Raw genomic sequence first — 25,598 nt, forward strand, 5'->3', positions numbered from 1 at the left:
TCACGAATTATTGTGGCTGGGGAACCGAAAGCACCGTCTAAGGTTGGGCCAGGGCCGCGGGTGTTGGGCGTCAGGAGTCCGAATTGTCGCGTGACCACGATCTGCCAGCCTGGTTCTTGGAGATCCCGGCGGAGAGACGTCCGCTGCTGAACGCCAAAGGCGGGCTTTCGATGCGCGCCACCCGTCAGATCCTGAAGTTCCTGAACGAGAACTTTTCGCGAAAGCTTTCGCTCGCGGAAATGGCGGCCGTATGCGAGCTGTCACCCTACCATTTCGTCCGCGCTTTCTCGAAGACGTTCGGCGCCTCGCCGCATCAGTATGTCCTCGTTCTCCGCCTGGATTTTGCCGAAGAGCTGCTCGCCGACAGGCGCCTGTCGATCACGGACATCGCCGATTTGAGCGGGTTCTCGAGCCAGAGCCACTTCACCACCACGATGAAGAAATATCGCCACGTTACGCCCTTGCAGGTGCGGGAGAGGCGGCTTCGCGGCCAGGCGAATAAGTAAGAGAACACTAATTTAGCGATAGCGTTATTTTACGGGCCGGCTTATAGAAGGTATATCTAAAGTAATTTTGCGTTAACCTCCAGACGATCCGCTGGATGTTTTCGGATGAACAGCAATTTGTTGGAATACGAGACCCCGAAAAGCTGTCTTTCTGCAGCAAATCCGGTATTGGGATTCTCAGCTGGCTGCGGGGGCATATGCGCGACGATACGGCCATCGGTCGAAGCCTTTCCGAGGAGATCGGCTACTGGCTGGAGTCGGCATCCAGGACGCTTGAGAAACATTACGGAAGCGGCGTGCCGCTCGCCAAGCAGGATCTCCTGCTCGCCCATTACCTCTATGGCCTCACCGCCGCGGTTCACGCCGGCGACGAGCCAGCCGTCCATCTGGCGGCCGTGCGCACCTATCTCGAGCGGCTGATTCCCAAGGAGCGGGTCGCGACTGCGCTCACGGCCGTGCCCGAGGAGGGTGACGCCTGGCTCGAAAACACGCTCGATCGCGTCGAGGCGATCGGTGAAAAACAGGGCCATGCGCTGCTGGCGCGCGGCGCAGACGTCATTCCATTTTCGAGCAGAAACGCTTCGGCGGCAGGGTCGGCGGAACCTGTCGCCATCGAGCGCGACCCACCAAAGGAGGCATTCTCGCAATGAACGTCAGGCAAGGACGAACCATCCGGCGCCGATCGGGCAGCTTCACTGGAAACTGGGTTTCCGGCGCCGCCGAGACCCGCTCGCTCCGTCGTCGCCTGATGGCGGCGCTGCGCAAGGCGTATCGCGTGCTCGGCATGCGCCGCAGAGGCCTGGGGCTCGGAACGCTCGGTCTCTGCAAGGTGCTGACAGCGGCGCTGGCTACGTTCGCATTGGGCGGCATCGCCACGCCGGCGCTGGCGCAATATGCCGCCGGCGGCGGGTCGGCGACCGCTCCCGAGACCGTGGCGATCGGAAATGGCTCAACCGCCAGCCTTAACTGGGCCATAGCGCTCGGCTTCCAGGCTCAATCGACGGCGCAATACTCGGTCGCCATCGGCCGGACCGCATCGGCCACGGGCCCCGGCGGCGCGGTGGCGCTGGGCTCCGGCACGATCTCGAACAACGTCAATACAGTAGCGATCGGCGTCAACGCCAGTGCCACCAACGCCGGCGCCAGCGCCTTGGGCACCTTCGCCGTTGCTTCGGGAGGCAACTCCACCGCCGTCGGCGTCAGTTCGCTGGCCAGCGGCGGCACGTCGTTCGCCGGAGGCTGGGGGTCCCAGGCCACCGGGACGCGCGCCATCGCGATCGGGAGCCAGGCAGTCTCGTCGGGACTGGACACCGTTGCCCAAGGTACCAACACCATTGCAAACAGCCAAAATGCCATCGCTATCGGCTTCCAGTCGACCGCAACCGCGGTAAACGCCGTCTATCTCGGCGCGCGCACCGCCGCAGGAACGGGAGCGTTGGCCCAGAGCGCCATCGGCATCGGCACCGACGTGACGGCGTCTCAGGCTGACGCCATGGCGATTGGGCGCGCAAGCAAGGCGACCGGCGCCACCAGCATGGCGTTTGGTTTGCAGAGCCAAGCCACGGCGACCAATACCATCGCGGTTGGTCCCCAGGCGAATGCATCCGGCACAAACTCGGCAGCGCTTGGCAACGTCGCCACGGCTTCGGGCAATTTCGCGCTGGCCCTGGGCAATTCGGCCACGTCGAGCGGGGTAGGCTCGCTCGCGGCGGGCTCGGGAGCCCAAGCCACCGACGTCTCCACCACTGCCGTCGGCAACAACGCCGCGGCGACTGCCGCGAACGCAAGCGCGTTTGGACTGGGCGCCACGGCGGGTGGTGTAGACAGCACCGCGGTCGGCAGGTCCGCCAATGCGAGTGCGCAAAGCGCCATCGCCATGGGCACCACCTCAAAGGCGAGTGGCTCAGCCAGCACGGCGGTTGGCAACACGGCCGTTGCCAGCGGCGCAAACGCCTCCTCGTTCGGGTCTGGGGCGAGTGCGGCAGGAGACAATTCCCTCGCTGCCGGTGTCAGCGCCAACGCCGGCGGGAGCTCCAGCACCGCTCTCGGCATCGGCACCGTAGCCAGCGCCGACAATTCCACTGCCGTCGGACGTGAATCCCGCGCCACCGGATTCAACAGCACCGCGCTCGGCCGCGGCGCCCAAAGCAGCGCCCTGAACTCCATCTCTCTCGGCGCTGGGACGAGGGCGTCCGGGATAAACTCCGTCTATGTCGGCTCGAGCACTTTTGCAACGAGCGCCAGTGGAGCCAACGCCATCGGCATCGGCACGGATGTGACGGCATCTGCGGACGACGCCCTTGCGATGGGACGCGAGAGCCAGGCGACGGCAGCCAACGCCGTCGCGGTCGGTCTACAGTCGGCTGCGCTCTCCGCCGACTCCGTCGCCATCGGCACGGGCGCGACTACCGATGGCGGCAAGGCCGTGGCCATCGGCGCCGGCAACACCGCCTATGGCGACGGCGCGGTGGCCATCGGCGATCCGAGCTACGCCAGCGGCACCGGCGCCTTCACCGGCGGCGCCAACAACATCGCCAACAGCGACGGCACGGCGACCGCCACCGCCGCCAATATGGCCAACGGTGCCGTCGCCATCGGCAACAGCAACAAGGCGATCGGACAGGGCTCCGTGGCGCTGGGCAATGGCTCGACAGCGGGTGCCGCTGGCTTCGTCGGCAACGTCGCGCTGGGCAATGGCGCGACGGCAACGGCAAGTTCCGGGGACGTGGCCCTTGGCTCGGGCTCGGTGACCGCGACCGCGGTCGGCACCAGCGGCACGACCATCGGGAGCACGGCCTACAGCTTCGCCGGCACGAACCCGACGAGCACCGTCAGCGTCGGCGCGCTTGGCGCGGAGCGGACCATCACCAATGTCGCGGCAGGCCGGCTCAGCAACGCCTCGACCGATGCCATCAATGGCTCGCAGCTCTTCGCCACCAATCAGCAGGTGACGCAGAACACTACCGACATCAGCAATCTCAGCTCGTCGCTCACCAACATCAACACCGGCGCGGGTATCAAATATTTCCATGCCAATTCGACCTTGGTCGATTCCCAGGCGCTCGGGACGGATTCGGTCGCGATCGGCCCGAACGCGATCGCCAACAACGCCGGTGACGTGGCGATCGGCCTCAATTCCGCGTCCGGCACCACGACGGCGGTCGGCGGCACGACGATCGGCGGCGTGAACTACACGTTTGCCGGCGGGACGCCGGCCGGCGCGTTCTCGGTAGGCTCGGTGGGCGCCGAGCGCCAGATCCAGAATGTCGCGGCCGGGCAGCTGAACGGCTCCTCGACCGATGCCGTCAACGGCTCGCAGCTGTTCGCGACCAATCAGCAGGTGACGCAGAACACGACCGATATCGCTGCCAACACCGCCGACATCACCAATCTCGGCAACACCATCAACAACATAAACACCGGCGGCGGCATCAAGTATTTCCACGCCAATTCGACACTTGCCGATTCGCAGGCGCTCGGAACGGATTCCGTCGCGGTCGGCCCGAACGCCATAGCCAACAATGCCGGTGACGTGGCGATCGGCCTCAATTCCGCGTCCGGCACCACGACTGCGGTCGGCGGCACGACGATCGGCGGCGTGAACTACACGTTCGCCGGCGGGACGCCGGCCGGTGCTTTCTCGGTCGGCTCGGTGGGCGCCGAGCGCCAGATCCAGAACGTCGCGGCCGGGCAGTTGAGCGGCTCCTCGACCGATGCCGTCAACGGCTCGCAACTCTTCGCCACCAACCAGCAGGTGACGCAGAACACGACCGATATCGCCGCCAACACCGCCGACATCACCACTCTCGGCAACACGATCAACAATTTTGCCGGCGACACCTCGACGGCCTACACCGACGCCAACGGCGATGGCATCCGCTATGTGCGAACGAACGACAGCACCCTGCCGGTCACCGACGCCTTCGCTCAAGGGGTCGGCTCCTCCGCCCTCGGCTACCAGGCGACCGCCTCCGTCGGCGACGCGCTGGCGCTCGGCCGCGGCACCCAGGCCACCGTCCTTGGCGGCGTGGCGCTTGGCGCCGGCTCGGTCTCGGATCGCGCGGTCGCACCCGTATCGGGATCGATCCTCTCCGGCACCGGCCTCATTCCCTACAACACCGCGGATATGACCCTGCTTGGCGCCGTCTCGGTCGGCACGTCCACTTCCTATCGCCAGATCACCAACGTGGCGGACGGCACCGAGGACCAGGACGCGGTGACACTGCGCCAGTTGAAGGGGGCGCTGAGCTCCTTCGCGGTGACGGGAACCATGTACTTCCACGCCAATTCTGCCGCCTCCGACTCCCTTGCGGTCGGGGTCGACTCGGTTGCGATCGGCCCGCGCACCACGGTCAACGGCGACAACGGCATCGGCATGGGCAACGGCGCCATCGTGCAGCAAACGGCGCCGGGCGGCATCGCCATCGGCCAGACGGCGACCGTAAACCAGGCCGACAGCATCGCGCTCGGCACCAACTCGACCGCCAACGGCGCCCAGTCCATGGCGCTCGGCGCCGGCGCCACGGCCAACGAGCCGGGCAGCGTCGCTCTCGGCGCGGGCTCGACCACGGCGGCGGCGGTTGCCACCACCGGGACCACGATCAACGGCGTCAACTACACGTTTGCCGGAACAGCTCCGACCAGCACCGTCAGCGTGGGCACCGTTGGCAACGAGCGCACCGTCACCAATGTCGCGGCGGGCAGGATCAGCGACACTTCGACGGACGCCATCAACGGCAGCCAGCTTTACGCGACCAACCAGGCGGTCGAAGCCGTGCAGGGGAGTGTCGGCGATTTGAATGAGTTCGCGGTCCAGTACGACAAGAACCCGGACGGCACCAAGTCCAACTCGCTGACCCTGACCGGCGGCGACCCGAGCGCGCCGGTGATCATCCACAATGTCGGCGCCGGCACCGCCGACACCGATGCGGTCAACGTGCTGCAGCTCAACAACGGGCTGGCGACAACGTTCGACAACTCCAAGACCTACACCAATCAGGTGGCGGCAACGACGCTCCAGCAGGCAAACGCCTATACGGACTCCAAGCTCAGCCAGCTCAACATGGACATGGGCGAGGCCCGCGGCGAGGCGCGCCAGGCAGCTGCGATCGGCCTGGCCGCCGCTTCGCTGCGTTATGACGATCGTCCCGGCAAGCTGAGCGTCGCGGCCGGCGGCGGCTACTGGCGCGGCGAGGGGGCTGTCGCCTTCGGCGCCGGGTACACCAGCGAGGACGGGCGCGCCCGGGCAAACGTGTCCGGCACGACAGCAGGCGGGCACTGGGGCGTCGGCGCGGGTGTCAGCTTTACTCTGAACTGACGCTGCCATGGTCAAGCAAGCAGTCTTTGTTGTCGCGATGTGCATGACTTGCCTGGTCCTGTCCGGCCCGCACGGGGTCGGACAGGAGCAGGCCCCGTCAGGCTATCGGATAAAGCCTTCGGAGGTCGCCGTGCCACCGGACGTAAAGCTCGGCGAATATCAACGGACCACGCGTCCGTTCGAGAACTGGACATTGATCTGCGACGAGAACCTGCAGGCCAGGAAGAGGGTGTGCAACATCAGCCAGTCCTTCATCGATCAGGCCCAGGCGCTGGTGTTCAGTTGGTCGCTCGCGGCGGACGACAAAGGCAAGCCCTTCATGATATTGCGAGCTCCGAGCGCGACAGGCGCGGGAAGCAAGCTTTCGCTCAAATTTGCCGGCCGCAAGCAGCCGGTGGACGTTCAGCTGCAGGCCTGCGACGCCTCGGTCTGCGTCGGCTACGTGCCCGTAGGCCCGGTCCTTCGAGAGCAGATCGGCAAGGAGACCACTGTCCAGGTTTCCTACTCCCTGCCGTCGGGAGCGACCGTCAGTCTCGATGCTCCGTTCAAGGGGCTGAAGTCCGCCCTCTCGACCATCAAATAGAAAGACTTGTCGATGACCCGCCAATCCATCGAAGATCGAATCCTGACACGCTCTCAGCCCGTTCCGCTGCCGGAGCCGCCGGCAAGCCCGCCGACGCCGCGCTCGTCGGTATGGCGGCTGCTGCGAAACACCGCGCTGTTCGGCGCGTTCGCTGTCCTGGTCGCGGCGGCGGTCATCCTGTCGTTCCGCTTATACCCTACGCTTGGGACACTCGTCGCCGGCACGGCCTCGGCGCAAGCGCAGGCGCCCGCCCAGGGCAAGCCCGCGCAAGCTGCGCCGGCAGATGCCTCGGCGAACAAGACGCCGTTTCAGGCGCATGTGAGCCAGGCAGGCTTGCACACCTGCGCCAATCTCTTTGCCACGCTCGGGCAGGCTCTGACCGCCGGATCGACCTATGCGATCCAGACGCAATGGGACAACACCTCGCCCGATACCCACGCCGTGCAGGCCGTCGCCGGAATGAGCTACGACCTGCCGGACTACAAGACGCAGGCCGCCGGCGTCGTCTTTGCCTCGCCCGTCGGCCAGACCTGCGAGGGCGGCTTCGTGCGCGTGGCGCCTTTCCAGAAGTCTTGCCAGGAAGTCGCGCAGACCCTGCCGAAGGGCAGCGTTGCGGCGGAGAATCTTTCCAACACCATGCTTTTCAACCTGGCCAACAATGGCGGCCAGGCCTTGCTGGTCCCGACCGGAAACACCTGCATCGTCGTTTCGGTCGCACGCCTGGGCGGATAGCGGCCCGAGACCACGATGGATTGCTGAATGCTGCAACCTGGAGCACGAGAATGCTGATCGATCGCCGCCTTTCATTGCCGCTGCTTGCGGCGCTCGCAGGGCTTACGATTGCAAGCCATGCGGCGGACCTGGTGGCGCCGCCGCCGGCGCCGACCTGCGAGGAAAAGGGCATCTGGGGCGCGATCGCCTATTCGCCGGGCGACGGCCGGCACGGCTTCTTCTGGGGCGCTGACAAGCGGCAGGAAGCGGAGGACATCGCGATCAAATATTGCGAGAATGCGAATGGCGCGGGCTGCAGGGTGGTCGAGGTGTTCCGCAACCATCGCCATTGGGACGACGATGACGGCACCGGCTATCCCTATGAGCACTGCGCGGCTCTGTCGGTCGGCAAGAGCCGCGGCGCGGCAACCCCGTTCTGGGGCGCCGCGTCGGCCACGACCCGCCGCGAAGCCGAGGACAAGGCCACGGCGCAGTGCGGAGGCGAGGGGAAGGAGTGCAAGATCCGCGAGTGGGTGTGCACCTGAGCGTCGACTGCCGCCGGCCCTATAGATGGTCGGCTAGATGTTCTCGCGCGTGTAGATGTCGAAGGGCAGGATGGTCGTCACGTTGCCGGCCTCCTTCGGTGTGGAGACGGCGCGCACCATGCCGGCCAATGCCTCCTGCGCCATCCGCGCGAGCGGGTGCGAGATGACGAATGTCAGCGTGCCGTCGAGCAGCCCGGCACGGGTCACATCCATGAGCTCATAGGCCGACGACGACCAGCTTGCCGGCCCGACCGGTCGAGCGAAGCGCCGCGATCGCGCCGGTCACACCGCCGCCGGCGATATAGAGGCCGGCGAGATCCGGGTTCTCGGCGATCAGCTTCTCCGTCATCTCTTGCGCTATGGCCCTGGATTCGAAGGTCAGCACCGGTTCGAGCAGGGTAAAGCCAGGCGCGTGCTCGCGAAAATAGGAACGGAAGCCGCTCTCGTTCATTTCCTGGCAGCGGTAGCGGTGGCTGCCGATGAGGATCCCGAGCTTGCCCGGCGCGCGGCAGACATTTTCGAATACCCAGGCCGCGGTGCGCCCGACTTTCCAGTTGTCTAGTCCCACATAGTGGACCTCGCCTGTCGCGGAGATCTGCGAGATCAGCGCGAAGACCGGCACGTTGTGCGCCTGCAAGGTGTCGATCGCCTGCGTGACCAGGGGATGCACCGCCGCGACCACGCCGATGGCGTCGCACTCCTCGCCGAGCGTCAACATGCGCGACGCGATGTTCTGCGGCGAGAGATCGTCGAGGAATTCGGTGCGCACTTCGATCTCGCAGTCCGCGATCGCCTCTGCACCCAGGCGCAGCGCCTCGGCCACATTGCGGTAGAATGCGCGGCCGGGCTGGTGCAGCAGGAAGCCGAACCTGTAGCGCGGCCGCGCCGCCGCCACGCGGGCCCTCAGCGCGCCCATGCCGTAGAAGCCGATCTGCTGCGCCGCCAGCATGACGCGCTCGCGCGTACCTTGCCGGACGGCTTCCGAACCGCTGAGCACGCGGTTCACCGTTGCCACGGAAACCTTCGCTTCGCTTGCCACATCCCTGATCGTCGGGCGCTTCCGCTGATCCATTTCATCTCATCCAGGCACCAAGCATGACACAAAAATATCATGCGCGAAGCAGTTTTGACACGAATGATACAAATACTTTGGAATAAACATTCTATTCTTGATTCATTTTGGATCAAGATGATTATCAATGCAACGCAAGCAAGGCGGCATCGCCGGCTGACGGATAGCTAAAGCAGGAAGAGAAAGCGCTTCGACCCCCGCCTGAAGCGGAGGAAGCCCTTTCGCGCGGCCATCCTTGCCGGCGTTGCGGACGGAGGAGGCCCTTGATGGACGATCTCGCATACGGCAAGCGCGACAAGCGCGGGGATTGGAAGCCGAACCGGCGCCTCGAGGTCGCGCCGTTCTGGAGCTGGCCGCTGAAGCTGCCGAAAGTGCTCGCCTGGCTGCCGGGCTATTTCTGGCCGTGGAACGCCTTCCATATGGCGACCGCGCTGCTCTACTGGTTCTACATCGTCCCCGATGTCGAGACGATGAAGACGATCGGCTGGGGCTGGGCGCTGTGGCTCTACGCCGTCAACGCGGCTGCGATCTTCGTCTTCTACGGCGTTTTCGAGCTGCGCTATTACATCCAGCGGGCTCAGGCGACACGTTTCAAGTACAACCACAAATTCCCGGGCGACACGCCGTCGGACGTCTTCTGGTTCCAGAGCCAGAACCTCGACAATTTCCTGCGTTCCTTCTTCATCACCATCCCGCTATGGACCGTCGTCGAAGTGCTTTTCCTGTGGTGCTTCGCCAATGGCTTCGTGCCGTGGGTGAGCTGGCAGGAACACCCCTATTACCTCACCTTGCTGGTGCTGGTCGCGCCCGCCATCCACGAGGTGCACTTCTTCTTCATCCATCGCCTGATCCATTGGGGCCCGCTCTATCGCTGGATCCATTCGGTCCACCACAATTCGATCAACCCGTCGCCCTGGTCGTCGCTCTCCATGCATCCGGTGGAAGGGTTCCTCTACCACGCGGTCGCCTTCTGGCACCTCGTCATCCCGTCAAACCCGATCGTCGCGCTGTTCCAGCTGCATGTAGCGGGCTTCGGCGCGGTCAACGGACATCTCGGCTTCGAGAAGTTCGAACTGACGGAGAATATGAGCCTCGATAGCCATGCCTATGCGCATTACCTGCACCACAAATATTTCGAGGTGAACTACGGCGGCGACGGCCTGATCCCGCTCGATAGGTGGTTCGGCACCTGGCACGACGGCACCAAGGAGGGCGAGGCCCTGATGGACGCCCGTTTCCAGAAAAAGAGGGAGCGCGTGAACGCCCGGGCCTGAGCCCGGCGGGCCACCGATCATGCAGCGCGCGGACCGGGAGGGAAGCGCTCGCAGAGGCAGCAGTTTCAAAACCCGTCGAAGGACGGCAAATGGGAGGAGAGAAAATGAAGCGTATCACCAAATTCCTGGCGGCTTTCATGCTGGCGGGCGCAGCGGCAACGGCAGCCACATCGGCCATGGCCGAAGGCGCGAAAATCTTCGTCATCGGCGGCAAGGCCGACGATCCGTTCTGGTCGAAGGTCAAAAAGGGTGCAGACGACGCCGGCAAGGTCGCCGAGCTGACAGGAGGATCGGTTACTTGGCTCGGGCCCCAGAACTACGACAATTTGGGTCCGGACGCAGCCAAGCTCATCCGGACCGCGCTTAGCCAGAATCCAAGCGCTATCGTCGGGCCGGACTGGGTACCCGAAGCCATGGACGACGCGTTCAAGGAAGTCGTTGCCGCTGGCGTGCCGCTCATCATCTACAATTCCGGCGGCATGGACGCCGCCAAGCGCCTTGGCGCCATGAACTATGTCGGCAACGAGGAATACGCGGCCGGTCTCGGCGGCGGCACATACTACGGCAGCCATGGCGCCAAGAACGTGCTGTGCGTCAACACCTTGCCAGGGGCCACCAACACCGAAGACCGTTGCAAGGGCATTGCCGACGCAATCGCCAAGAGCGGGGGCAAGTCGAGCCAGTTGCCACTGCCGTCCTCGAGCTTCGGCAATCCGACCGCGGTCGCCGAGGCGATCAAGGCCGCCGTGCTGAAGGACAACGCCATTGACGGTGTCATCACAATTAGCGCGGGCGATGCCAACAGCGCTGCCAATGCCATCAGCCAGGCCAATGTCGGCGACAAGGTGAAGCTCGCTTCCTTCGACATGGACGAGACCGGCCTGCAGCGCATCAAGGACGGCAAGCAGTCGTTCGCGATCGACCAGCAGCCTTACCTGCAAGGCTACCTCGCAGTGTCGCTGCTCAATGGGCTCGTCAACTATGGGCTCGACCTGCCGACGAAGCCGGTGCTGACCGGACCAGGGATCGTCGACGCCTCCAATGTCGACGCGACATTGGCGGGTGCCGCCGCCGGTGCCCGTTAACGCTCATGGACGAACGGCCGGCCCGGGGGCCGGCCGCCGCCCCGCGCGCTCAAGTCACAACGCCAGGGACATAAGATGAAATCCCAAGCCCTTGACCAAGCTGCCCAGGCAGCGACTGCGCCGCATACCCCGAATTCTTCGATGCCATCGCTCGGCAGCCTCGTGCGGCGCCCCGAAGTCGGCTCGCTGATCGGGATGATCGCCGTGCTCGTCTTCTTCTCGATCTTTGGCGGTGCCAATTTCCTCGCGGCGGGCGGTGCTGCGAGCTGGCTCAACGTCGCTGCGGAACTCGGCATCATCGCGTTGCCGGTGGGGCTTTTGATGATCGCTGGACATCTCGACCTTTCGGTCGGCTCGATGGTTCCGGCCAGTTCGATGACCATCGCCATAATTTCGGGCCACTACGACGCGCCGATCCTGGTCGGCATCCTGGCCTCTCTCGGGCTTGGGCTGGCTATCGGCTTCATCAACGGGCTGCTGGTGATCCGCACCAAGGTGCCGTCATTCGTCGTGACCCTCGCGACGCTGTTCGCCCTGGCCGGCCTGACGCTTGGAATCTCAGTCATCCTGACCGGCAGCACCAGCGTCGCATTGAAGAGCGGACCGGTCGCCAAGCTCCTGCTGGGCGATTATCTCGGCGGCAAGTTCGAGGTCACCCTCTTCTGGTGGATCGCTTCCATCCTGGTTGTCGGGTTCGTCCTCAACCTCTCACGCTTCGGAAACTGGATCCTGGCTATGGGCGGCGATGCAGTGAGCGCCCGCAACGCGGGCATCCCGACAGACCGGCTCACCATCGCTCTGTTCATGAGCAGCGGCCTATGCGCAGCCTTTGTCGGCATGTCGCAGGCGATCCTCTACAACAGCGCTCAGGTGGCCGCCGGCCAGTCCTTCATCTTCAACTCGATCATCGCGGTGGTCATCGGCGGTGTGCTGCTCACCGGCGGATATGGCTCGGTGGTCGGCATCGTGCTCGGCACGCTGACCTTCGCCATTGTCAACCAGGGCATTTTCTACACCGGCTTCGACGCCAACTGGGCGAGCTTGATCATCGGTGTGCTGCTGCTGGCGGCCGTGCTCATGAACAACACCTTCCGCACCATGGCGCTTACCTATGCTCCGCGCAGCAAGGCGAGGACACGCTGATGACGACGCCCCTGCTCAAGCTGACCGGAATCAACAAGTCGTTCGGTCCGGTCGACGTCCTCCACGACATCTCGCTCGACGTTTACAAGGGTGAGGTGCTTTGCCTGCTGGGCGACAATGGCGCCGGCAAGTCGACACTGATCAAGATCTTCTCCGGCGTCCACAAGCCGACATCTGGCGAGATGGAGATGGACGGCAAGGCGGTCGCGTTCGACAGCCCACGCGACGCCAGTGACCATGGCATCGCCACCGTGCATCAGTTTGGTGGGACGTTCCCGTTGATGAGCATCGGCCGCTCCTTTTTTATAGGCGCCGAACCGACAAGGCGCTGGGGCCCGCTCACAATCTACGACCGCAAGCGCGCCAACGAGATCGCAGTCACCGAAATGCGCCAGCTCGGCATCACCCGCATCGACGACGGGGATCGCCTTGTCGGCGGACTGTCGGGCGGCGAGCGACAGGCGCTGGCGATCGCCCGCGCGGTGCATTTCGGCGCCAGCGTGCTTATTCTCGACGAACCGACTGCGGCCCTCGGCGTCAAGGAGGCGGCCCACGTTCTACGCATCATTCTGCAGGCCCGGAAGAAGGGCATCGCCGTCATCTTCATCACGCACAACGTCGTCCATGCGCTGACAGTCGGCGACCACTTCGCCGTCCTCATCAGGGGCGCCAAGGCCGCCGATTTCCGAAAGGGCGAGAAAAGCCGCGAAGCAGTCACCGACTTGATGGCCGGCGGCGAGCAGATGGCAGAACTCGAAGCCGAGATCGAGAGTTTCGCCGCCATGCAAGGCGAGCATGCATGAACTAGTTGAAGACGCCCACCTCCTCCACGGGCATCTTCCCTCGCGGCCGGCGCGATCAAGCGTCCCGCCGGCCGCTCTTCGACCAGCAGGGACAAATGGCAGGCAGACAATGGCAATGTGGATCGACGCCTGCGCGACGGAGGATATCGAGGAAGAGGACGTCATCCGCTTCGATCATGGCGACCGGACATTCGCCATCTACCGCAGTCCGGAGGATGACTACTTCTGCACCGACGGCCTGTGCACGCATGAAAAAGTGCATCTTTCAGACGGGCTCGTGATGGAACAAGATCGAATGCCCGAAGCATAACGGCGTCTTCGACTATCGCACCGGCGAGGCCTTGCGCGCGCCGGTCTGCGTGAACCTCAAAACCTACCGAACCAAGGTCGAAAACGGCCGCGTGCATATCGAGATCTGACATGTCCGAGACTTTCACTCTTGCCGCCTGTGCCGAAATGCTGTGGCGCGACCGGCCGATGGAATTCCGCGTCAAGCGCCTGACCGAATTGGGCTTCCAGGTTGGCCTCTGGAACTGGCCGGATCACGACCTCGCGATGCTGGAAAAATCCGGCGCCACCTTCTCGATCATGAACGGCTATCTGCGCGGCCGGCTCGCCGATGACGAGGGCGCGGCCGAATTGTTGAAGACGGCAAAGGAGACGGCCGCTGTCGGCAAGCGCCTCGGCGTCGCGCGGCTCAACCTGCATGGCACCAGCCTGGGCGAGGGCGGCTTGCCGGTCACGCCTTACGAGACGGTCACTGGCGCGATGTGGCTCAAGGCGCGCGATACGCTGAACCGCATCGCCGATCTTGCCGAGGCGGAGGCCGTCACCTTCACGCTGGAGAATCTGAACCTGCCGCTCGATCATCCCGGCGTGCCGTTCGCGCGCGCCGAGGACACGCTGGCGCTGGTATCGAGCGTCGATCGGCCGGGCCTTCGCCTCAACCTCGACCTCTATCACGCGCAGATCGGCGAGGGGAACCTGATCGAGCTCTGCCGCGCCTCTCTGCCCTGGATCGGCGAGATCCAGGTCGCGGACGTGCCGGGACGGCTGGAGCCCGGCACCGGCGAGATCAACTATCGCGGCATTGCCCGCGCGCTTAAGGACATGGGCTATCGAGGGCCGGTCGGGATGGAGGCGTTTGCCTCCGGCGATTCTGAAGCCGCGCTTGAAGCCTTCCGCAACGCTTTCACCATCTGAGGAAACAAAATGGTCACCAAGAATAACCGGCCGACCGTCGCCGACATCCGCGCAATGAAGGCGCGCGGACAAAAGATCTCGATGCTCTATGTCACCAGCCTCGAAGAAGCGGCGGCGGCGAACGCCGCCGGTGTCGATATGCTGTCGATCGAGGGCCGTTTCTTCTCAGCGGAAATGCGCGAGGCCGCTGGACGCTGCTTCGTCCAGGTCGGGCTTCCTTATGGGCCGGCTGGCGATCTGGTTTCGGCGGACGACTATCTGAGCGCTGCCTATCACTTCATGCGCATGGGCGGCGACTGCTTCTACTGCGCCGCCTCGCGCGATATCCAGAAGACGCTGTGCGACAACGCCGTGCCGGTCGTTGCCCATGTCGGCCTGATCCCCTCGCAATGCACCTGGACCGGCGGCTTCAAGGCGGTCGCCAGGACAGCCGAGAGCGCGCGGGCGGTTTGGGATCATGTCAAGCGCCTCGAGGCCATCGGTTGTTTCGGCGCCGAGCTGGAGGTCGTGCCGGACCGGATCGCCGAGCTGATCACCCGCAATACGCCGATGATCATGCTCGGCATGGGCGCGGGACCGCATGCCGATGCGCAGTATCAGTTCAGCGAGGACGTGCTCGGCCACACGGCTGGCCACAGGCCGCGCCACGCCAAGACCTATCGCAACTTCGCAGCGGAGTTCGAACGGCTGCAGCGCGAGCGCATCGCCGCCTATCGCGAGTTCATCGCCGACGTGCGGACCGGCGCCTATCCCGAGCCGCAGCATGTCGTCTCAATCACCGATGAGGAGCTTTCCGCTTTCAGGGCGTCCCTGGATCTTTGATGTAAGCCTGGCCCGGCAATCAGAGGGCAGGGCGCTTGGCTATGGCAAGGCCGATGCCGAGCGCGATCATCGCGCCGCCGGACGCTTCTCGCAGGCGGCGTATCACGCTGGTGCGTCCAGCCGCGCCTTCCCTGATGCGGCTGGCCGCGAAAGCGACCACGACATCGGCAAGGGTGTTTAGCGTTACCGATACGAAGCCCAGGGCCATAAACTGTAGGGCGACGTGGCCGGCGCCCAGATTCACGAACTGCGGGATGAAGGCCAGGAAGAAGGCGGCCGTCTTCGGGTTCAACGCCTCGACCAGCACCCCTTCGCGAAACGCTCGGCCCGCGCCGAGCGTGGGCGCAGCCGCGCTGCCGTCCAGCATTGTCTTTGCCTCGCGGCGGGCGGACTGGAAGGTGCGAAAGCCGAGCCAGACGAGGTAGATGGCGCCGATCAGCTTCAGCGCCGTGAACAGTTCCGCACTTGCAAGCACGATTGCCGAAACGCCCAGGCTGCCGGCAAGCACATGAACCATGCCGCCCAGGCCCGTCCCGAAACTGGAGGCAATGCCTTCCGCGCGTCCTCCGGCGAGCGTGCGTGCGGCGACGTAGAAGATGCCTGGCCCGGGCGTGATGGCGAGCAGCAATGCCGCGGCGAAGTACAAGGCGAACTGTGTCAGATCCGGCATGATGGGCTCGGCTTAAAGCGGACGGGATCGGGTGTCACGACGGGATGAGAGGGGCGACCCCGCGGTCGGAGGGCCGGTCGCTCGCCGCCAGACCTGACACGACACCGGCGCGATCTGCAGCGTTGCGATTCTGGCTCATCTTGCGCTTGCCTTCCAGCCTCGTGATCGGCATGCGCAGGCCGACAATGCCTCTCAATTGCGCCTGGATGAAATCCGGCGGCGCGTCGGAGACGGCCCAGGGCGAGGCGCGCCCACTTTCGTGGAGATTGGTCAGGCGCGTGACGACGTCGAGCAGCCTGTCGGCATCCTCGAAGAATTCGACCGCCCCGTGGACATGGACGGCGACATAGTTCCAGGTGGGCACCACCTTTCCGGTTTCCTGCTTGGTCTGGTACCAGGCCGGCGTCACATAGGCGTCCGGCCCCATGAAGATCGCCAGGCCGTCGCCCAGAGGCGGAATGCGCCACTGCGGATTTGCCTTCGCTACATGGCCATAGATCACGCCATGCTCGCCCTCGCTCTCGTCGAGGAAAAGCGGCAATGGCGTCGCCAGCGGCCCGTCCGCCGTGGCGGTGACCAGCGTCGCCAGCCGCGCGGCACGGATCGTTGCCCTCAGGCTTTCCTTGTCGGCGTCGCGGAAGGCGGGCGGTATGTACATGGCGAAACTCCTTGCATCGCATGGAAAGATGCCGGAAAGCTGGCTTGCTTGAAACATCCAGTTTTGAGGGTTTTCGGTGGTCCAGTTGGAACAAGATGGTGTCGCGCGCCGGATCATCGCGGCGATCAAGGCGCAGATCCACAGCGGCGGCTACCAGCCCGGCGACCGCCTGCCGTCGACGCGGGCCTTCGCCGCCGAATGGGGCGCGTCGCGAACCACCGTGACGGCCGCCTATAACCAGCTCGACGCCGAAGGCTATCTGATCATCCGGCAGGGCGCGCGTGCGATCGTTGCTCCGGGGCTGGAGAGAGCGTCAGGGGGGGCGCCCATCGCGAGCGATTCGCCCCGGAACCTCTCGGCATTCGCCCGCCGCCTGCTGGCTCTGCCTCCGCCGGCGGAACAGCAGCCGGCCAAGGTCGCGGATTTCCGCTATGGCGACCTGTCCGGAGCGGACTTCCCGGTGCTGGCCTGGCGGCGGGCGTCGAACAAGGCCATTCTCCGGCGCGCCGCGCGGCTGCGCTATGGCGATCCGCAGGGATCCTCCGTTCTGCGCAACGCGCTTCAGGCCTATCTCTGGCGCGCCCGCGGCATCAGTTGCGCGCCGGACCAGATCGTCATCGTCAATGGATCGCAGCAAGGGCTCGACCTTTGCGCGCGGCTGCTGCTCGACCCTGGCGATCCGTTCGTGATCGAGAATCCGGGCTATCTGCTCGCACGCCATGCCTTCGTGGCGGCAGGCGGTATTGCGATGCCCGTTGCGGTCGACGCGGACGGGCTAAGGACGGATGCACTGCCGCCGGCCCGTCTGGCTTATGTGACGCCGTCGCATCAGTTCCCGCTCGGCGGCGTGCTTTCGGCGACGCGGCGGCGCTCCCTCCTGGCCTGGGCCACGGCATCAGGCGCCTACATTGTCGAAGACGACTATGATGGCGAATACCGTCACGACATCGCCCCCATCCCGCCTCTGCAGACGCTCGATCAAGACTCGGTCATCTATGTCGGCACGCTGTCGAAGACGCTCTCGCCAACCTTGCGGCTCGGCTATCTCGTCGTCCCTGCAAGCCTGCGTCGGGCGTTCAGCGAAGCAAAGCGCCTTACCGACCGGCATGCTCCGATGCTGGAGCAGGACGCGTTGGCCGACCTGCTGGCGAGCGGAGCCTACGAGCGTCACGTCCGCAGCATCCGCAGGAAAAACGCCGAGCGCAGGGAGGTCCTGCTGCAGGCGTTGGCCGATCATCTGGGGCCAAGGGTCGTCGTCGCGGGAGCCGAAACCGGACTGCACGTCGTTGCCTGGATGAACGGCATCGCCGCCGAGCGCGAGCCGGCGATCATCGCGGCGGCGCGCGCCGCCGGGATCGGCCTCTATCCCGTGTCGCCGCTCTATGATCCGAGCGAGCCGCGACCTGGAACGGCCGGCTTCATCCTCGGTTACGCCGGGCTCGACACGGAGGCGCTGCGGCGCGGCGTTGCGGTGCTGGCGACGCTGTTGGCCGAGCACCGCTAAGGCAGCTCAGAAGATCTCGTTGGTCATCCGCCTTACCGGACCGAGCAGGATCGAGCCGGTCGGCACGCCGTTGTCGATCGGTATGGCTCGGCGCTCCGGCATGTCCGCCACGGGCTCGCCGATATCGGCCGTCACGACGACCGGCGATTTGTTCGGCACGCGGTCGTAGAGGTCGATGATGTCCTGGTTGATCAGCCGCACGCAGCCCGAGGAGACCGACTTGCCGATCGACCACCATTCCGGCGAGCCGTGCAGGCGATAGAGCGTGTCCTGGTTGCCCTGGAACAAATAGAGCGCGCGGGCGCCGAGCGGGTTCTTCAATCCGCCCGTCATGCCGCCGTTCTTGGCGCTGTATTGCGTCAGTTCCGGCTGGCGCGCGACCATCTCGTCCGGCGGCGTCCATTTCGGCCACTTCTGCTTCCACTGGACGACCGCATCGCCCGACCATTCGAAGCCGGCGCGGCCGAGGCCGACACCGTAGCGGATCGCTTGGCCGCCCTCACGCACCAGATAGAGGAAGTGGTTGGTGGTATCGACCACGATCGTGCCCGGCCGCTGTCCGGTCGGATCGGGAACGATCTGGCGCAAGAATCTGTGATCGATCTTGTTCACCGGGATGGCCGGCAGGTCGAAGCCGTTGTCCGACATCGCGCCATACATCGTCTCGTAATCGCCGAGCGGCGGCTCGACATAGGCCGGCGGTGGCGGCTGGACCGGTTCGGGACCTGGACCGGTGGTGGAGCAGGCGGAAACCGCGGCCGAAGCGGCGCCAAGGGCTGTGAGATTGAGGAAGCCGCGGCGGCTGATGCGGAAGGAAGCGTCTGACATGATTGCCTTTTCTAGGTCTTAATTCGCAAGAAAGCATGAATCCGCAGGCTGGCCGCCGGCGGTTCCAATAACAGTCGGCGGTGATAGGCGGTTCCAATTCTGACCTCAGGGTGGACAAACAAAGGCGAAGCTGTGACCGCGACACATCTGTTGCCCTGCAGCAACAGGAGGGTCAGACGTCCCCCAAAAGGCCTTCGAGCGAGGGCAGGATCAGCCCCGGCGGAAAGTCCCGGTATTCGTCCGGCTGGTCGGTGCGATTGATCCAGACGGTGCGGAAGCCGAACCTGGTGGCGCCCGCGACGTCCCAGCGGTTGGAGGACTGGAAGGACACCGCCCCCGGATAGAGCCGCCAGCCGGTGACCACCATGTCGTAGACCGAGGGATCGGTCTTGAAGCGCTTGATCTCATCGACCGAGAAGACGTCGTCCAGGATCTGGTCCAGCGCCGCGGATTTCACCGCCGCACGCAACATTTCCGGCGACCCGTTGGACAGGATCGCGAGCTTCGCGCCGGATGCTTTCAGCGCTTTCAGCACCGCCGGCACTTCCGGATAGCAGTCGAGCCGCCAATAGGCTTCGAGCAGCCTTGCTCTTAGCGTCGGATCGGCCGAGGGCACCTTCTTCAGCGCGAAATCCAGCGCCTGCTCCGTGAGCTGCCAGAAATCGGCGTAGGCGCCCATCAGCGTCCGGACCCAGGAATATTCGAGCTGCTTGGCGCGCCAGATTTCGGAGAGAAGTTGGCCGTCAGGCCCGATCTCGCCGGCATGGCGTCGCACGGCGGCGTGCACGTCGAACAACGTGCCATAGGCGTCGAAGACATAGGCCGCATGATGCATGAGGAGAAGTTTTGCGGCGCGCCGGGGCGCAGCGCAAGCAATGATTGAGGTCAAGTGCCTCTGGCCTCAACGATTTTTACCGATGTTGGTTGACGCCGGCTGTCAAAGCATCGTCCTATGGCGGCCTGAAATCATCCAAATGGACGGCAAACGATGACTCTGGCGGCGGCGGCGCAGTCCGCGACATGGACCTATGTGGACGGCGACTGGTATGAGGGCAACGTCGCCATTCTCGGACCGCGCAGCCATGCCATGTGGCTGGGCACCAGCGTGTTCGACGGCGCCCGCTGGTTCGAAGGCGTGGCGCCAGATCTCGATCGTCACGCCGCGCGCGTCAACGCCTCGGCGATCGCGCTCGGCCTGAAGCCTTCCATGACGACGGAGCAGATTGTCGGGCTGACCTGGGATGGCATGAAGAAATTCGACGGCAAGACCGCCGTCTATATCAGGCCGATGTACTGGGCCGAGCATGGCGGCTATATGGGCGTGCCGGCGGACCCGTCCTCGACCCGCTTCTGTCTTTGCCTCTACGAATCGCCGATGATTCCGCCTTCCGGCTTTTCGATCGGCGTCTCGCCGTTCCGGCGGCCGACCATCGAGACGATGCCGACCAACGCCAAGGCCGGCTGCCTCTATCCCAACAACGGCCGCGCTATCCTCGAGGCCAAGATGCGCGGCTTCGACAACGCGCTGGTGCTGGATATGCTGGGCAATGTCGCCGAAACCGGCACCTCCAATATTTTCCTGGTCAAGGACGGCCATGTGATGACGCCGGCCGCGAACGGCACCTTCCTTTCCGGCATCACCCGCTCGCGCACGATCAACCTGCTCGGCGACTACGGCTTCAGGACCACCGAGAAGGCATTGTCGATCCGCGATTTCCTCGAAGCGGACGAGATCTTCTCGACCGGCAACCATTCGAAGGTGGTGCCGGTCACCCGCATTGAGGACCGCAACCTTCAGCCCGGACCGGTGGCCAAGAAGGCGCGCGAACTCTACTGGGATTGGGCGCATTCGACTTCCGCCGCCTGAGCCGATAAAAAGGCGATCGGCGCTTCGTTCTGGAGTTGCCCCAACCCATTCCAGACCTATCTTAGTTCGGTAGTTTCACCGGATTTTTTCCACGAGGGAGTACCATCCATGGCTTTTGAGTTGCCCGCTTTGCCTTACGACTATGAGGCCCTGCAGCCTTACATGTCGAAGGAGACGCTGGAGTATCACCACGACAAGCACCACAAGGCCTATGTCGACAACGGCAACAAGCTGGCCGCCGAGGCTGGAATGGGCGACCTTTCGGTCGAAGAGGTCGTGAAGCAGTCCTTCGGCAAGAATGCCGGGCTCTTCAACAATGCCGCCCAGCACTACAACCACATCCACTTCTGGAAATGGATGAAGAAGGGCGGCGGCGGCAACAAGCTGCCGGGGGCGCTGCAGAAGGCCGTCGATGCCGATCTCGGCGGCTACGACAAGTTCAAGGCGGACTTCGTCGCCGCCGGCACCACCCAGTTCGGCTCCGGCTGGGCGTGGCTCTCGGTCAAGGATGGCAAGCTCGCGATCTCGAAGACTCCAAACGGCGAGAACCCGCTGGTCCATGGCGCTTCGCCGATCCTCGGCGTCGACGTGTGGGAACACTCCTATTACATCGATTATCGCAACGCGCGGCCGAAGTATCTCGAAGCCTTCGTCGATAGCCTGATCAACTGGGACTATGTCCTGGAGCTATACGAGAAGGTAAAAGGCTGATATATTTGACGAAAAGCCCCGGCATGCCGGGGCTTTTCTTTTTCTGCCGACACACGAGATTGATCACGATCGCGAAAATCGTGACGGCACCGGGGGAATATTCCCACGGTCAGGTCCGTTAACGTCCAGTCGCGAATTTTCTTCACCACGGAGCCAATCGAATGAGAAAGCTTGTCCTCGCCATCTCTATGCTCGCTATTGCCGTTTCGGCCGCTTTTGCCGATCCGATCAAGGATCGCCAGGCCCTGATGAAGGAGCGCGGCAAGCTCGCCGGCCAGTTGTCCAAGGTGGTCAAGGGCGAGGAGGATTTCGACGCGGCCGCGGTGCTGACGACACTTAAGGCCTTGCAGGCCAATGCCGAAAAATTCGATGCCGAGACGCTGTTCCCGGCCGGCAGCGACAAGGGCGACACCACGGCCGCGCCCAAGATCTGGGAAGACAAGGCCGGCTTCAATACGGCAGAGGACAAGCTGCTGACCCACGTCAAGGCCGCGGTCGCTTCCCCGCCGGCCGACGCCGATGCGCTGAAGGCGCAGCTCAACACGATCGGCGGCGACTGCGGCACCTGCCATCAGACCTACAGGATCAAGAAGGGCTGACAGTCGGCCATGGGCTGGCTGAGGAAACTCATCGGCACCGTCGTCGTTCTGGGCGGCGCCGGCGCGGTCGCCGGCTGGGCGCTGTCAGCGCCCGTCAGGCTTGATGCCGCGACCGTAGCGCAGCTCAGCCCCGGTGACGCGGCCAAGGGCAAGCGCATCTTCTATGCCGGCGGCTGCACCTCCTGCCATGCCAAACCGGGGTCCAAGGGTGATGCCCGCCTGGAGCTTGCCGGCGGGCTGGAGCTGAAGACGCCGTTCGGCATCTTCGTGCCGCCCAACATCTCGCAGGATGCGGGGGACGGCATCGGCGCCTGGAGCGAGGAAGACTTCGCCAATGCGATGCTGAAGGGCGTTTCGCCCTCCGGCGAGCATTTTTATCCGGCCTTTCCCTATGCCTCATATGCACGCATGAAGCCGGCCGATGTCGCCGACCTCTATGCCTTCATGAAGACGCTGCCGGCGGTCGCCGGCAAGGCGCCTGACCACAAACTCTCCTTCCCCTTCAACATCCGTCGCGGCATTGGCCTCTGGAAGTGGCTCTATCTCAGCCCCGGACCGGTGATCGTCTTGCCTGACGGCGCGCCGGACAAGGTGCTGGCCGGCCGCTATCTGGTCGAGGGGCCCGGCCATTGCGGCGAATGCCACACGCCGCGCGACTTTGCCGGCGGCTTCAAGAAGGCCGAGTGGCTGGCGGGCGCCGTGGCCGCCGAAGGCTCCGGCGTCATGCCCAACATCACCCCGCAGGGCGGCACCAAGGATTGGTCGGAGGCCGACATCGCCAACTATCTCGAAACCGGCTTCACGCCGGATTTCGATTCCGTCGGCGGCGCCATGGTCGACGTGCAGCGCAACATCGCGCAATTGACAGCCGACGACCGCGCCGCGATCGCCGCCTATCTCAAGGCCGTCCCGCCGCACCCCAATGGCTATCCGGCGCGCAAGAAGCCAGCGGGCTGATTTGATGCGTATTGCCCAATTCATGCTGCGGTTGGAGCACGGCAAACGACCGCATATTAGTTGACTTAAATAATCATGTATTATAGGCGCTTCGGCCAGTTTCCAGGCGGACCGAAGCTTGCCCATGCACTCTCTCGACCTTGTGTCCGAATTCGCCCGTGGCGAACAGCGCGCAGCATTTCTCTTCGCTGATGGACGAAGTCTCTCCTATGCGGAGCTCGACGACCTTGCGCGGCGCTTCGCTACACGGCTGGGGCAGGGGGGAAAGCAGCTCGTGGCTATCTCGGCGGAAGCCTCCGAGCATGCGGTCGTCGCCTATCTTGGAGCTTTGCGGGCGGGCCATGCGGTGGCCATGCTGCCGCCTTGCGACAGCCGGCTCTGGGAAGATTTCCTGGCAGCCTTCCAGCCGGATTTCACCTACCGGCCACTCGACGGCCGCTGGCGTCTCGTCAGGGAGGCGCAGCGCGCACGAGACGCTGAGCCGCTGTACCCCGATCTCGCGCTGCTACTGATGACATCCGGCAGCTCGGGCGCCGGCAAGGCGGTCAGGCTTTCCTATGGCAATATCGAGGCCAATGCGCGCTCGATTGCGGCCTATCTCGAACTCTCTTCGAACGATCGGGCCGCTCTCGTGCTGCCGCTCCACTATTCCTACGGGCTGTCGGTCCTCAACTCGCATCTGATTGCGGGCGCCAGCGTCCTCTTCCCCGGCATCTCGATCATGGACGGCGATTTCCTCAGAGTGATCGCCGACGGCGGCTGCACGAATCTGTCCGGCGTTCCGTATTCCTACGAACTCTTGGAAAGGGCGCGTTTTCGCGACGCTGAACTCAGGACATTGCGGACGATGACGGTGGCGGGCGGACAGCTCCGCCCCGACCTTATCCGCCTCTACAGGGATCACATGCGTGCCCGGGGCGGCCGCTTCTTCGTCATGTATGGCCAGACCGAGGCGACGGCGCGCATCGCTTTCGTACCGCCCGAGAGCCTTTCCGACAGGGAGGGGCGCATCGGCGTGGCCATCCCGGGCGGCAGCCTTGGCATCGCGATGCCGGAGGAGAGCCGATCAGGCGATCGGGTATTCCGGGAGAGCTCGTCTATCGCGGTCCGAACGTAATGATGGGTTACGGCGCGCAGCGTTGCGATCTGGTGCGCGGTGCCGAGGTCGAGACCCTGAACACCGGTGATATCGCCGTACGGGACGAGCACGGGTTCTTCCGCATCGTCGGGCGCAAGAGCCGCTTTGCCAAGATTGCCGGCCTCAGGATCGGCTTCGATATCATGGAGCAGGCGCTGGAGCGCGCGGGCATTGCGGCCGCGGTGCTCGGCGACGATCGAGGGTTGCAGGCCTATGTGATCGGCGCCGGCTCGGTGGGGAGGGCACAGTCTATCCTTGCCGAAGTCAGTCGCTTGCCCGCCAATCTGGTTCGCGTTGCCACGCGCGGCGACTTCCCCAGACTTGCCTCGGGCAAGATCGACTATACCTGCCTCCAGCGCGAGATGTTGCAAGGACGGGCGGAAATCCGCTCCGAAAGGGGCGGCGTGCTTGGTGCCTATGCCCGCGTGTTCTACCCGCTCTCCGTCGGCCGCAACGACAGCTTTGTCTCTCTCGGCGGAGATTCCCTTCGCTTTCTGCAATTGGCTCTGGAACTCGAGCGGCTTGGCTTGGAACTGCCGGACGGCTGGGAACGGCTAAGCGTCGCAGAATTGACAAATCTTCATGCGGCGGAGCGACCTCTCATGCGCAGGCAGGCAAGCGAGATGCCTGTCGATTTGGTGCTGAGGGTCATGGCGATCCTTCTGGTGGTCGTGCATCACGAGACGCTGTGGCCTATCCCCGGCGGCTCCGGCGTCATGATGCTGCTTGTCGGCTACAGTCTTGCGCGTTTCCAGTCGGTCCATTTCCTTGCCGGTCGAATCCGGCACGCGCTGAAACCTGCGATCGGTGTCCTGATTCCGCATTTTCTCATTGTCGCCGCTTACGCCGTCGCCTGGCAGGCGGCCCCCTGGGCCTCGATGACCCTTACTGGCAACTTCGGCTATGCCGAACCGGATCGTCACGAGATGATCCCGTATCTCTACTGGTTCATCGAGGCCTCTGCGCAGACGCTTCTGGTCTTCGCTCTCATCTTCGCCATTCCGGTTTTACGCAAGTTGGCCCGAGCTCGACCCTTCGCCTTCTCGCTTGGCCTTTTGGTGTTTGCCGCTGCCGCGCGCTTTTCAGTCCCATTGTTCGTCGACTTAGGCAGCCGCCAGATCTTCGCGATCTACTGGGTCTTCCACCTTGCTGTCTTTGGTTGGTGCGCCGGTTTGGCCGACACTCCCGCCAGAAAGCTCGTCGTGACCGCGTTTGCCGCCGCTGTGCTGGGCTATCTAGCCTTTTGGGAGTCGGTCTGGCTGGGGACGACGGTCAAGTATTTGATGATCTTCACCGCGCTTTCGGTTCTTCTTTACCTACCGCGTGTTCGCTTGTCAGCCGGGGTAGGGCGGGTGGTTACACAGGTCGCGGTCGCGGCTTTCCCGATCTACCTGTTCCACCGCTTCGTCCCGGAGCTTTTGATGGCGCCCGTCGCAGGCCGGCTGCCGGCTCCGGGCTTCAAACTGCTTGCGATTACCGGCGGCGTCGCTTTAGGCATCATCGCCGGCAAAGCCTTGGCAGGCATTCGAAACCTGCGCGGCAGATTGGCCATGGGACGCCAGCCGGAATTGCTCTCTGCGTAAGACGCGCCGTCCGCGGTCG

Annotated in this window: 23 protein-coding genes and 2 pseudogenes; 19 read left to right on the forward strand and 6 right to left on the reverse strand. The window is 64.3% G+C overall.

The window, feature by feature from the left end; translation table 11 throughout:
* Window positions 1-83 precede the first annotated feature (83 nt).
* From AU465_RS15315 to AU465_RS15340, 6 genes are all read left to right on the forward strand, one after another.
* A complete protein-coding gene (locus AU465_RS15315) occupies window positions 84-506 on the forward strand; it encodes an AraC family transcriptional regulator (protein WP_246506115.1) in 423 nt (140 codons plus the stop codon).
* 197 nt (window positions 507-703) lie between these two features.
* On the forward strand, window positions 704-1,156 hold the full coding sequence (locus tag AU465_RS15320) for a hypothetical protein (protein WP_192248911.1): 453 nt from the start codon (window positions 704-706) through the stop codon (window positions 1,154-1,156).
* Window positions 1,153-5,823: a YadA-like family protein gene (locus AU465_RS15325; protein ID WP_192248914.1), complete on the forward strand. Its 4,671-nt coding sequence runs from the start codon at window positions 1,153-1,155 to the stop codon at window positions 5,821-5,823. The genes AU465_RS15320 and AU465_RS15325 overlap by 4 nt, the downstream gene beginning before the upstream one ends.
* Window positions 5,824-5,953: 130 nt before the next feature.
* Complete coding sequence (locus AU465_RS15330; RefSeq protein WP_312891257.1) at window positions 5,954-6,406, forward strand: invasion associated locus B family protein; 453 nt, start codon at window positions 5,954-5,956, stop codon at window positions 6,404-6,406.
* 12 nt (window positions 6,407-6,418) lie between these two features.
* The gene (locus AU465_RS15335) at window positions 6,419-7,138 is read left to right on the forward strand and encodes a hypothetical protein (RefSeq protein ID WP_192248920.1); all 720 of its coding nucleotides are present in this window, start codon (window positions 6,419-6,421) and stop codon (window positions 7,136-7,138) included.
* A gap of 50 nt (window positions 7,139-7,188) precedes the next feature.
* On the forward strand, window positions 7,189-7,662 hold the full coding sequence (locus AU465_RS15340; RefSeq protein ID WP_192248923.1) for a DUF4189 domain-containing protein: 474 nt from the start codon (window positions 7,189-7,191) through the stop codon (window positions 7,660-7,662).
* A gap of 33 nt (window positions 7,663-7,695) precedes the next feature.
* Here the strand turns inward: AU465_RS15340 and AU465_RS36545 are convergent, their stop codons facing one another.
* Both AU465_RS36545 and AU465_RS15345 read right to left on the reverse strand, forming a co-directional pair.
* Window positions 7,696-7,875, reverse strand: coding sequence for a hypothetical protein (locus tag AU465_RS36545; RefSeq protein ID WP_246506116.1), 180 nt, complete (start codon window positions 7,873-7,875; stop codon window positions 7,696-7,698).
* A 4-nt stretch (window positions 7,876-7,879) separates the two neighbouring features.
* Window positions 7,880-8,734: a LacI family DNA-binding transcriptional regulator gene (locus tag AU465_RS15345; protein ID WP_246506117.1), complete on the reverse strand. Its 855-nt coding sequence runs from the start codon at window positions 8,732-8,734 to the stop codon at window positions 7,880-7,882.
* 266 nt (window positions 8,735-9,000) lie between these two features.
* Here AU465_RS15345 and AU465_RS15350 point away from each other — a divergent pair, with 266 nt between their 5' ends.
* The 7 genes and pseudogenes from AU465_RS15350 to AU465_RS15380 all read left to right on the forward strand — a co-directional run bounded on the left by AU465_RS15350 (window position 9,001) and on the right by AU465_RS15380 (window position 15,064).
* Complete coding sequence (locus tag AU465_RS15350) at window positions 9,001-10,008, forward strand: sterol desaturase family protein (protein ID WP_192248927.1); 1,008 nt, start codon at window positions 9,001-9,003, stop codon at window positions 10,006-10,008.
* Window positions 10,009-10,112: 104 nt separating this feature from the next.
* A complete protein-coding gene (locus AU465_RS15355) occupies window positions 10,113-11,093 on the forward strand; it encodes a sugar ABC transporter substrate-binding protein (RefSeq protein ID WP_192248930.1) in 981 nt (326 codons plus the stop codon).
* Between the two features lie 141 nt (window positions 11,094-11,234).
* Window positions 11,235-12,236 carry an ABC transporter permease gene (locus AU465_RS15360; protein WP_192248931.1) on the forward strand — a complete coding sequence of 334 codons (1,002 nt, stop codon included), beginning with the start codon at window positions 11,235-11,237 and terminating at the stop codon, window positions 12,234-12,236.
* Entirely contained in the window at window positions 12,236-13,039 is an 804-nt protein-coding gene (locus AU465_RS15365) for an ATP-binding cassette domain-containing protein (protein WP_192248934.1), read from the forward strand. Before AU465_RS15360 ends, AU465_RS15365 begins: the two co-directional genes overlap by 1 nt.
* Window positions 13,040-13,148: 109 nt before the next feature.
* Window positions 13,149-13,458 (forward strand): annotated as a pseudogene (locus tag AU465_RS15370) (MocE family 2Fe-2S type ferredoxin).
* Between the two features lies 1 nt (window position 13,459).
* Window positions 13,460-14,242, forward strand: a complete 783-nt coding sequence (locus tag AU465_RS15375; RefSeq protein WP_192248937.1) for a TIM barrel protein — start codon at window positions 13,460-13,462, stop codon at window positions 14,240-14,242.
* Window positions 14,243-14,251: 9 nt separating this feature from the next.
* Window positions 14,252-15,064, forward strand: coding sequence for a 3-methyl-2-oxobutanoate hydroxymethyltransferase (locus AU465_RS15380; protein ID WP_192248940.1), 813 nt, complete (start codon window positions 14,252-14,254; stop codon window positions 15,062-15,064).
* Between the two features lie 19 nt (window positions 15,065-15,083).
* Here the strand turns inward: AU465_RS15380 and AU465_RS15385 are convergent, their stop codons facing one another.
* Window positions 15,084-15,734 (reverse strand): LysE family translocator, encoded by a 651-nt coding sequence (locus tag AU465_RS15385; protein WP_192248943.1) that lies wholly within the window; start codon window positions 15,732-15,734, stop codon window positions 15,084-15,086.
* Window positions 15,735-15,768: 34 nt separating this feature from the next.
* The gene (locus tag AU465_RS15390; RefSeq protein ID WP_192248946.1) at window positions 15,769-16,392 is read right to left on the reverse strand and encodes an FMN-binding negative transcriptional regulator; all 624 of its coding nucleotides are present in this window, start codon (window positions 16,390-16,392) and stop codon (window positions 15,769-15,771) included.
* A gap of 85 nt (window positions 16,393-16,477) precedes the next feature.
* Here AU465_RS15390 and pdxR point away from each other — a divergent pair, with 85 nt between their 5' ends.
* The gene (gene pdxR, locus AU465_RS15395) at window positions 16,478-17,896 is read left to right on the forward strand and encodes a MocR-like pyridoxine biosynthesis transcription factor PdxR (RefSeq protein WP_210325110.1); all 1,419 of its coding nucleotides are present in this window, start codon (window positions 16,478-16,480) and stop codon (window positions 17,894-17,896) included.
* A gap of 6 nt (window positions 17,897-17,902) precedes the next feature.
* Here the strand turns inward: pdxR and AU465_RS15400 are convergent, their stop codons facing one another.
* Together AU465_RS15400 and AU465_RS15405 are read right to left on the reverse strand one after the other, a co-directional pair.
* Window positions 17,903-18,724: a L,D-transpeptidase gene (locus tag AU465_RS15400; RefSeq protein WP_192248952.1), complete on the reverse strand. Its 822-nt coding sequence runs from the start codon at window positions 18,722-18,724 to the stop codon at window positions 17,903-17,905.
* A 172-nt stretch (window positions 18,725-18,896) separates the two neighbouring features.
* Complete coding sequence (locus tag AU465_RS15405; RefSeq protein ID WP_192248955.1) at window positions 18,897-19,559, reverse strand: haloacid dehalogenase type II; 663 nt, start codon at window positions 19,557-19,559, stop codon at window positions 18,897-18,899.
* Window positions 19,560-19,712: 153 nt separating this feature from the next.
* Here AU465_RS15405 and AU465_RS15410 point away from each other — a divergent pair, with 153 nt between their 5' ends.
* The 5 genes and pseudogenes from AU465_RS15410 (at window position 19,713) to AU465_RS37825 (ending at window position 25,579) form a co-directional block, all read left to right on the forward strand.
* Complete coding sequence (locus tag AU465_RS15410; RefSeq protein WP_192248958.1) at window positions 19,713-20,591, forward strand: branched-chain amino acid aminotransferase; 879 nt, start codon at window positions 19,713-19,715, stop codon at window positions 20,589-20,591.
* Window positions 20,592-20,699: 108 nt separating this feature from the next.
* A complete protein-coding gene (locus tag AU465_RS15415) occupies window positions 20,700-21,302 on the forward strand; it encodes a superoxide dismutase (protein WP_192248961.1) in 603 nt (200 codons plus the stop codon).
* A gap of 161 nt (window positions 21,303-21,463) precedes the next feature.
* A complete protein-coding gene (locus tag AU465_RS15420; protein WP_192248964.1) occupies window positions 21,464-21,901 on the forward strand; it encodes a c-type cytochrome in 438 nt (145 codons plus the stop codon).
* Between the two features lie 9 nt (window positions 21,902-21,910).
* Entirely contained in the window at window positions 21,911-22,858 is a 948-nt protein-coding gene (locus AU465_RS15425; protein WP_192248967.1) for a cytochrome c, read from the forward strand.
* A 124-nt stretch (window positions 22,859-22,982) separates the two neighbouring features.
* Window positions 22,983-25,579 (forward strand): annotated as a pseudogene (locus tag AU465_RS37825) (AMP-binding protein).
* Window positions 25,580-25,598: the final 19 nt, after the last annotated feature.

The organism is Mesorhizobium silamurunense (genome assembly GCF_014843905.1).
GTDB lineage: Bacteria > Pseudomonadota > Alphaproteobacteria > Rhizobiales > Rhizobiaceae > Mesorhizobium > Mesorhizobium silamurunense.

What these genes read in the sequence shown, in the direction of transcription:
- AU465_RS15420 (WP_192248964.1), top strand. Translation starts at nt 21,464, where the DNA reads ATGAGAAAGCTTGTCCTCGCCATCTCTATGCTCGCTATTGCCGTTTCG.
- AU465_RS15355 (WP_192248930.1), top strand. Translation starts at nt 10,113, where the DNA reads ATGAAGCGTATCACCAAATTCCTGGCGGCTTTCATGCTGGCGGGCGCA.
- AU465_RS15425 (WP_192248967.1), top strand. Translation starts at nt 21,911, where the DNA reads ATGGGCTGGCTGAGGAAACTCATCGGCACCGTCGTCGTTCTGGGCGGC.
- AU465_RS15385 (WP_192248943.1), bottom strand. Translation starts at nt 15,734, where the DNA reads ATGCCGGATCTGACACAGTTCGCCTTGTACTTCGCCGCGGCATTGCTG.
- AU465_RS15340 (WP_192248923.1), top strand. Translation starts at nt 7,189, where the DNA reads ATGCTGATCGATCGCCGCCTTTCATTGCCGCTGCTTGCGGCGCTCGCA.
- AU465_RS15320 (WP_192248911.1), top strand. Translation starts at nt 704, where the DNA reads ATGCGCGACGATACGGCCATCGGTCGAAGCCTTTCCGAGGAGATCGGC.
- AU465_RS15390 (WP_192248946.1), bottom strand. Translation starts at nt 16,392, where the DNA reads ATGTACATACCGCCCGCCTTCCGCGACGCCGACAAGGAAAGCCTGAGG.
- AU465_RS15335 (WP_192248920.1), top strand. Translation starts at nt 6,419, where the DNA reads ATGACCCGCCAATCCATCGAAGATCGAATCCTGACACGCTCTCAGCCC.
- AU465_RS15350 (WP_192248927.1), top strand. Translation starts at nt 9,001, where the DNA reads ATGGACGATCTCGCATACGGCAAGCGCGACAAGCGCGGGGATTGGAAG.
- AU465_RS15360 (WP_192248931.1), top strand. Translation starts at nt 11,235, where the DNA reads ATGCCATCGCTCGGCAGCCTCGTGCGGCGCCCCGAAGTCGGCTCGCTG.
- AU465_RS15325 (WP_192248914.1), top strand. Translation starts at nt 1,153, where the DNA reads ATGAACGTCAGGCAAGGACGAACCATCCGGCGCCGATCGGGCAGCTTC.
- AU465_RS15400 (WP_192248952.1), bottom strand. Translation starts at nt 18,724, where the DNA reads ATGTCAGACGCTTCCTTCCGCATCAGCCGCCGCGGCTTCCTCAATCTC.
- AU465_RS15365 (WP_192248934.1), top strand. Translation starts at nt 12,236, where the DNA reads ATGACGACGCCCCTGCTCAAGCTGACCGGAATCAACAAGTCGTTCGGT.
- AU465_RS15405 (WP_192248955.1), bottom strand. Translation starts at nt 19,559, where the DNA reads ATGCATCATGCGGCCTATGTCTTCGACGCCTATGGCACGTTGTTCGAC.
- AU465_RS15415 (WP_192248961.1), top strand. Translation starts at nt 20,700, where the DNA reads ATGGCTTTTGAGTTGCCCGCTTTGCCTTACGACTATGAGGCCCTGCAG.
- AU465_RS15380 (WP_192248940.1), top strand. Translation starts at nt 14,252, where the DNA reads ATGGTCACCAAGAATAACCGGCCGACCGTCGCCGACATCCGCGCAATG.
- AU465_RS15410 (WP_192248958.1), top strand. Translation starts at nt 19,713, where the DNA reads ATGACTCTGGCGGCGGCGGCGCAGTCCGCGACATGGACCTATGTGGAC.
- AU465_RS36545 (WP_246506116.1), bottom strand. Translation starts at nt 7,875, where the DNA reads ATGGATGTGACCCGTGCCGGGCTGCTCGACGGCACGCTGACATTCGTC.
- AU465_RS15375 (WP_192248937.1), top strand. Translation starts at nt 13,460, where the DNA reads ATGTCCGAGACTTTCACTCTTGCCGCCTGTGCCGAAATGCTGTGGCGC.
- AU465_RS15345 (WP_246506117.1), bottom strand. Translation starts at nt 8,734, where the DNA reads ATGGATCAGCGGAAGCGCCCGACGATCAGGGATGTGGCAAGCGAAGCG.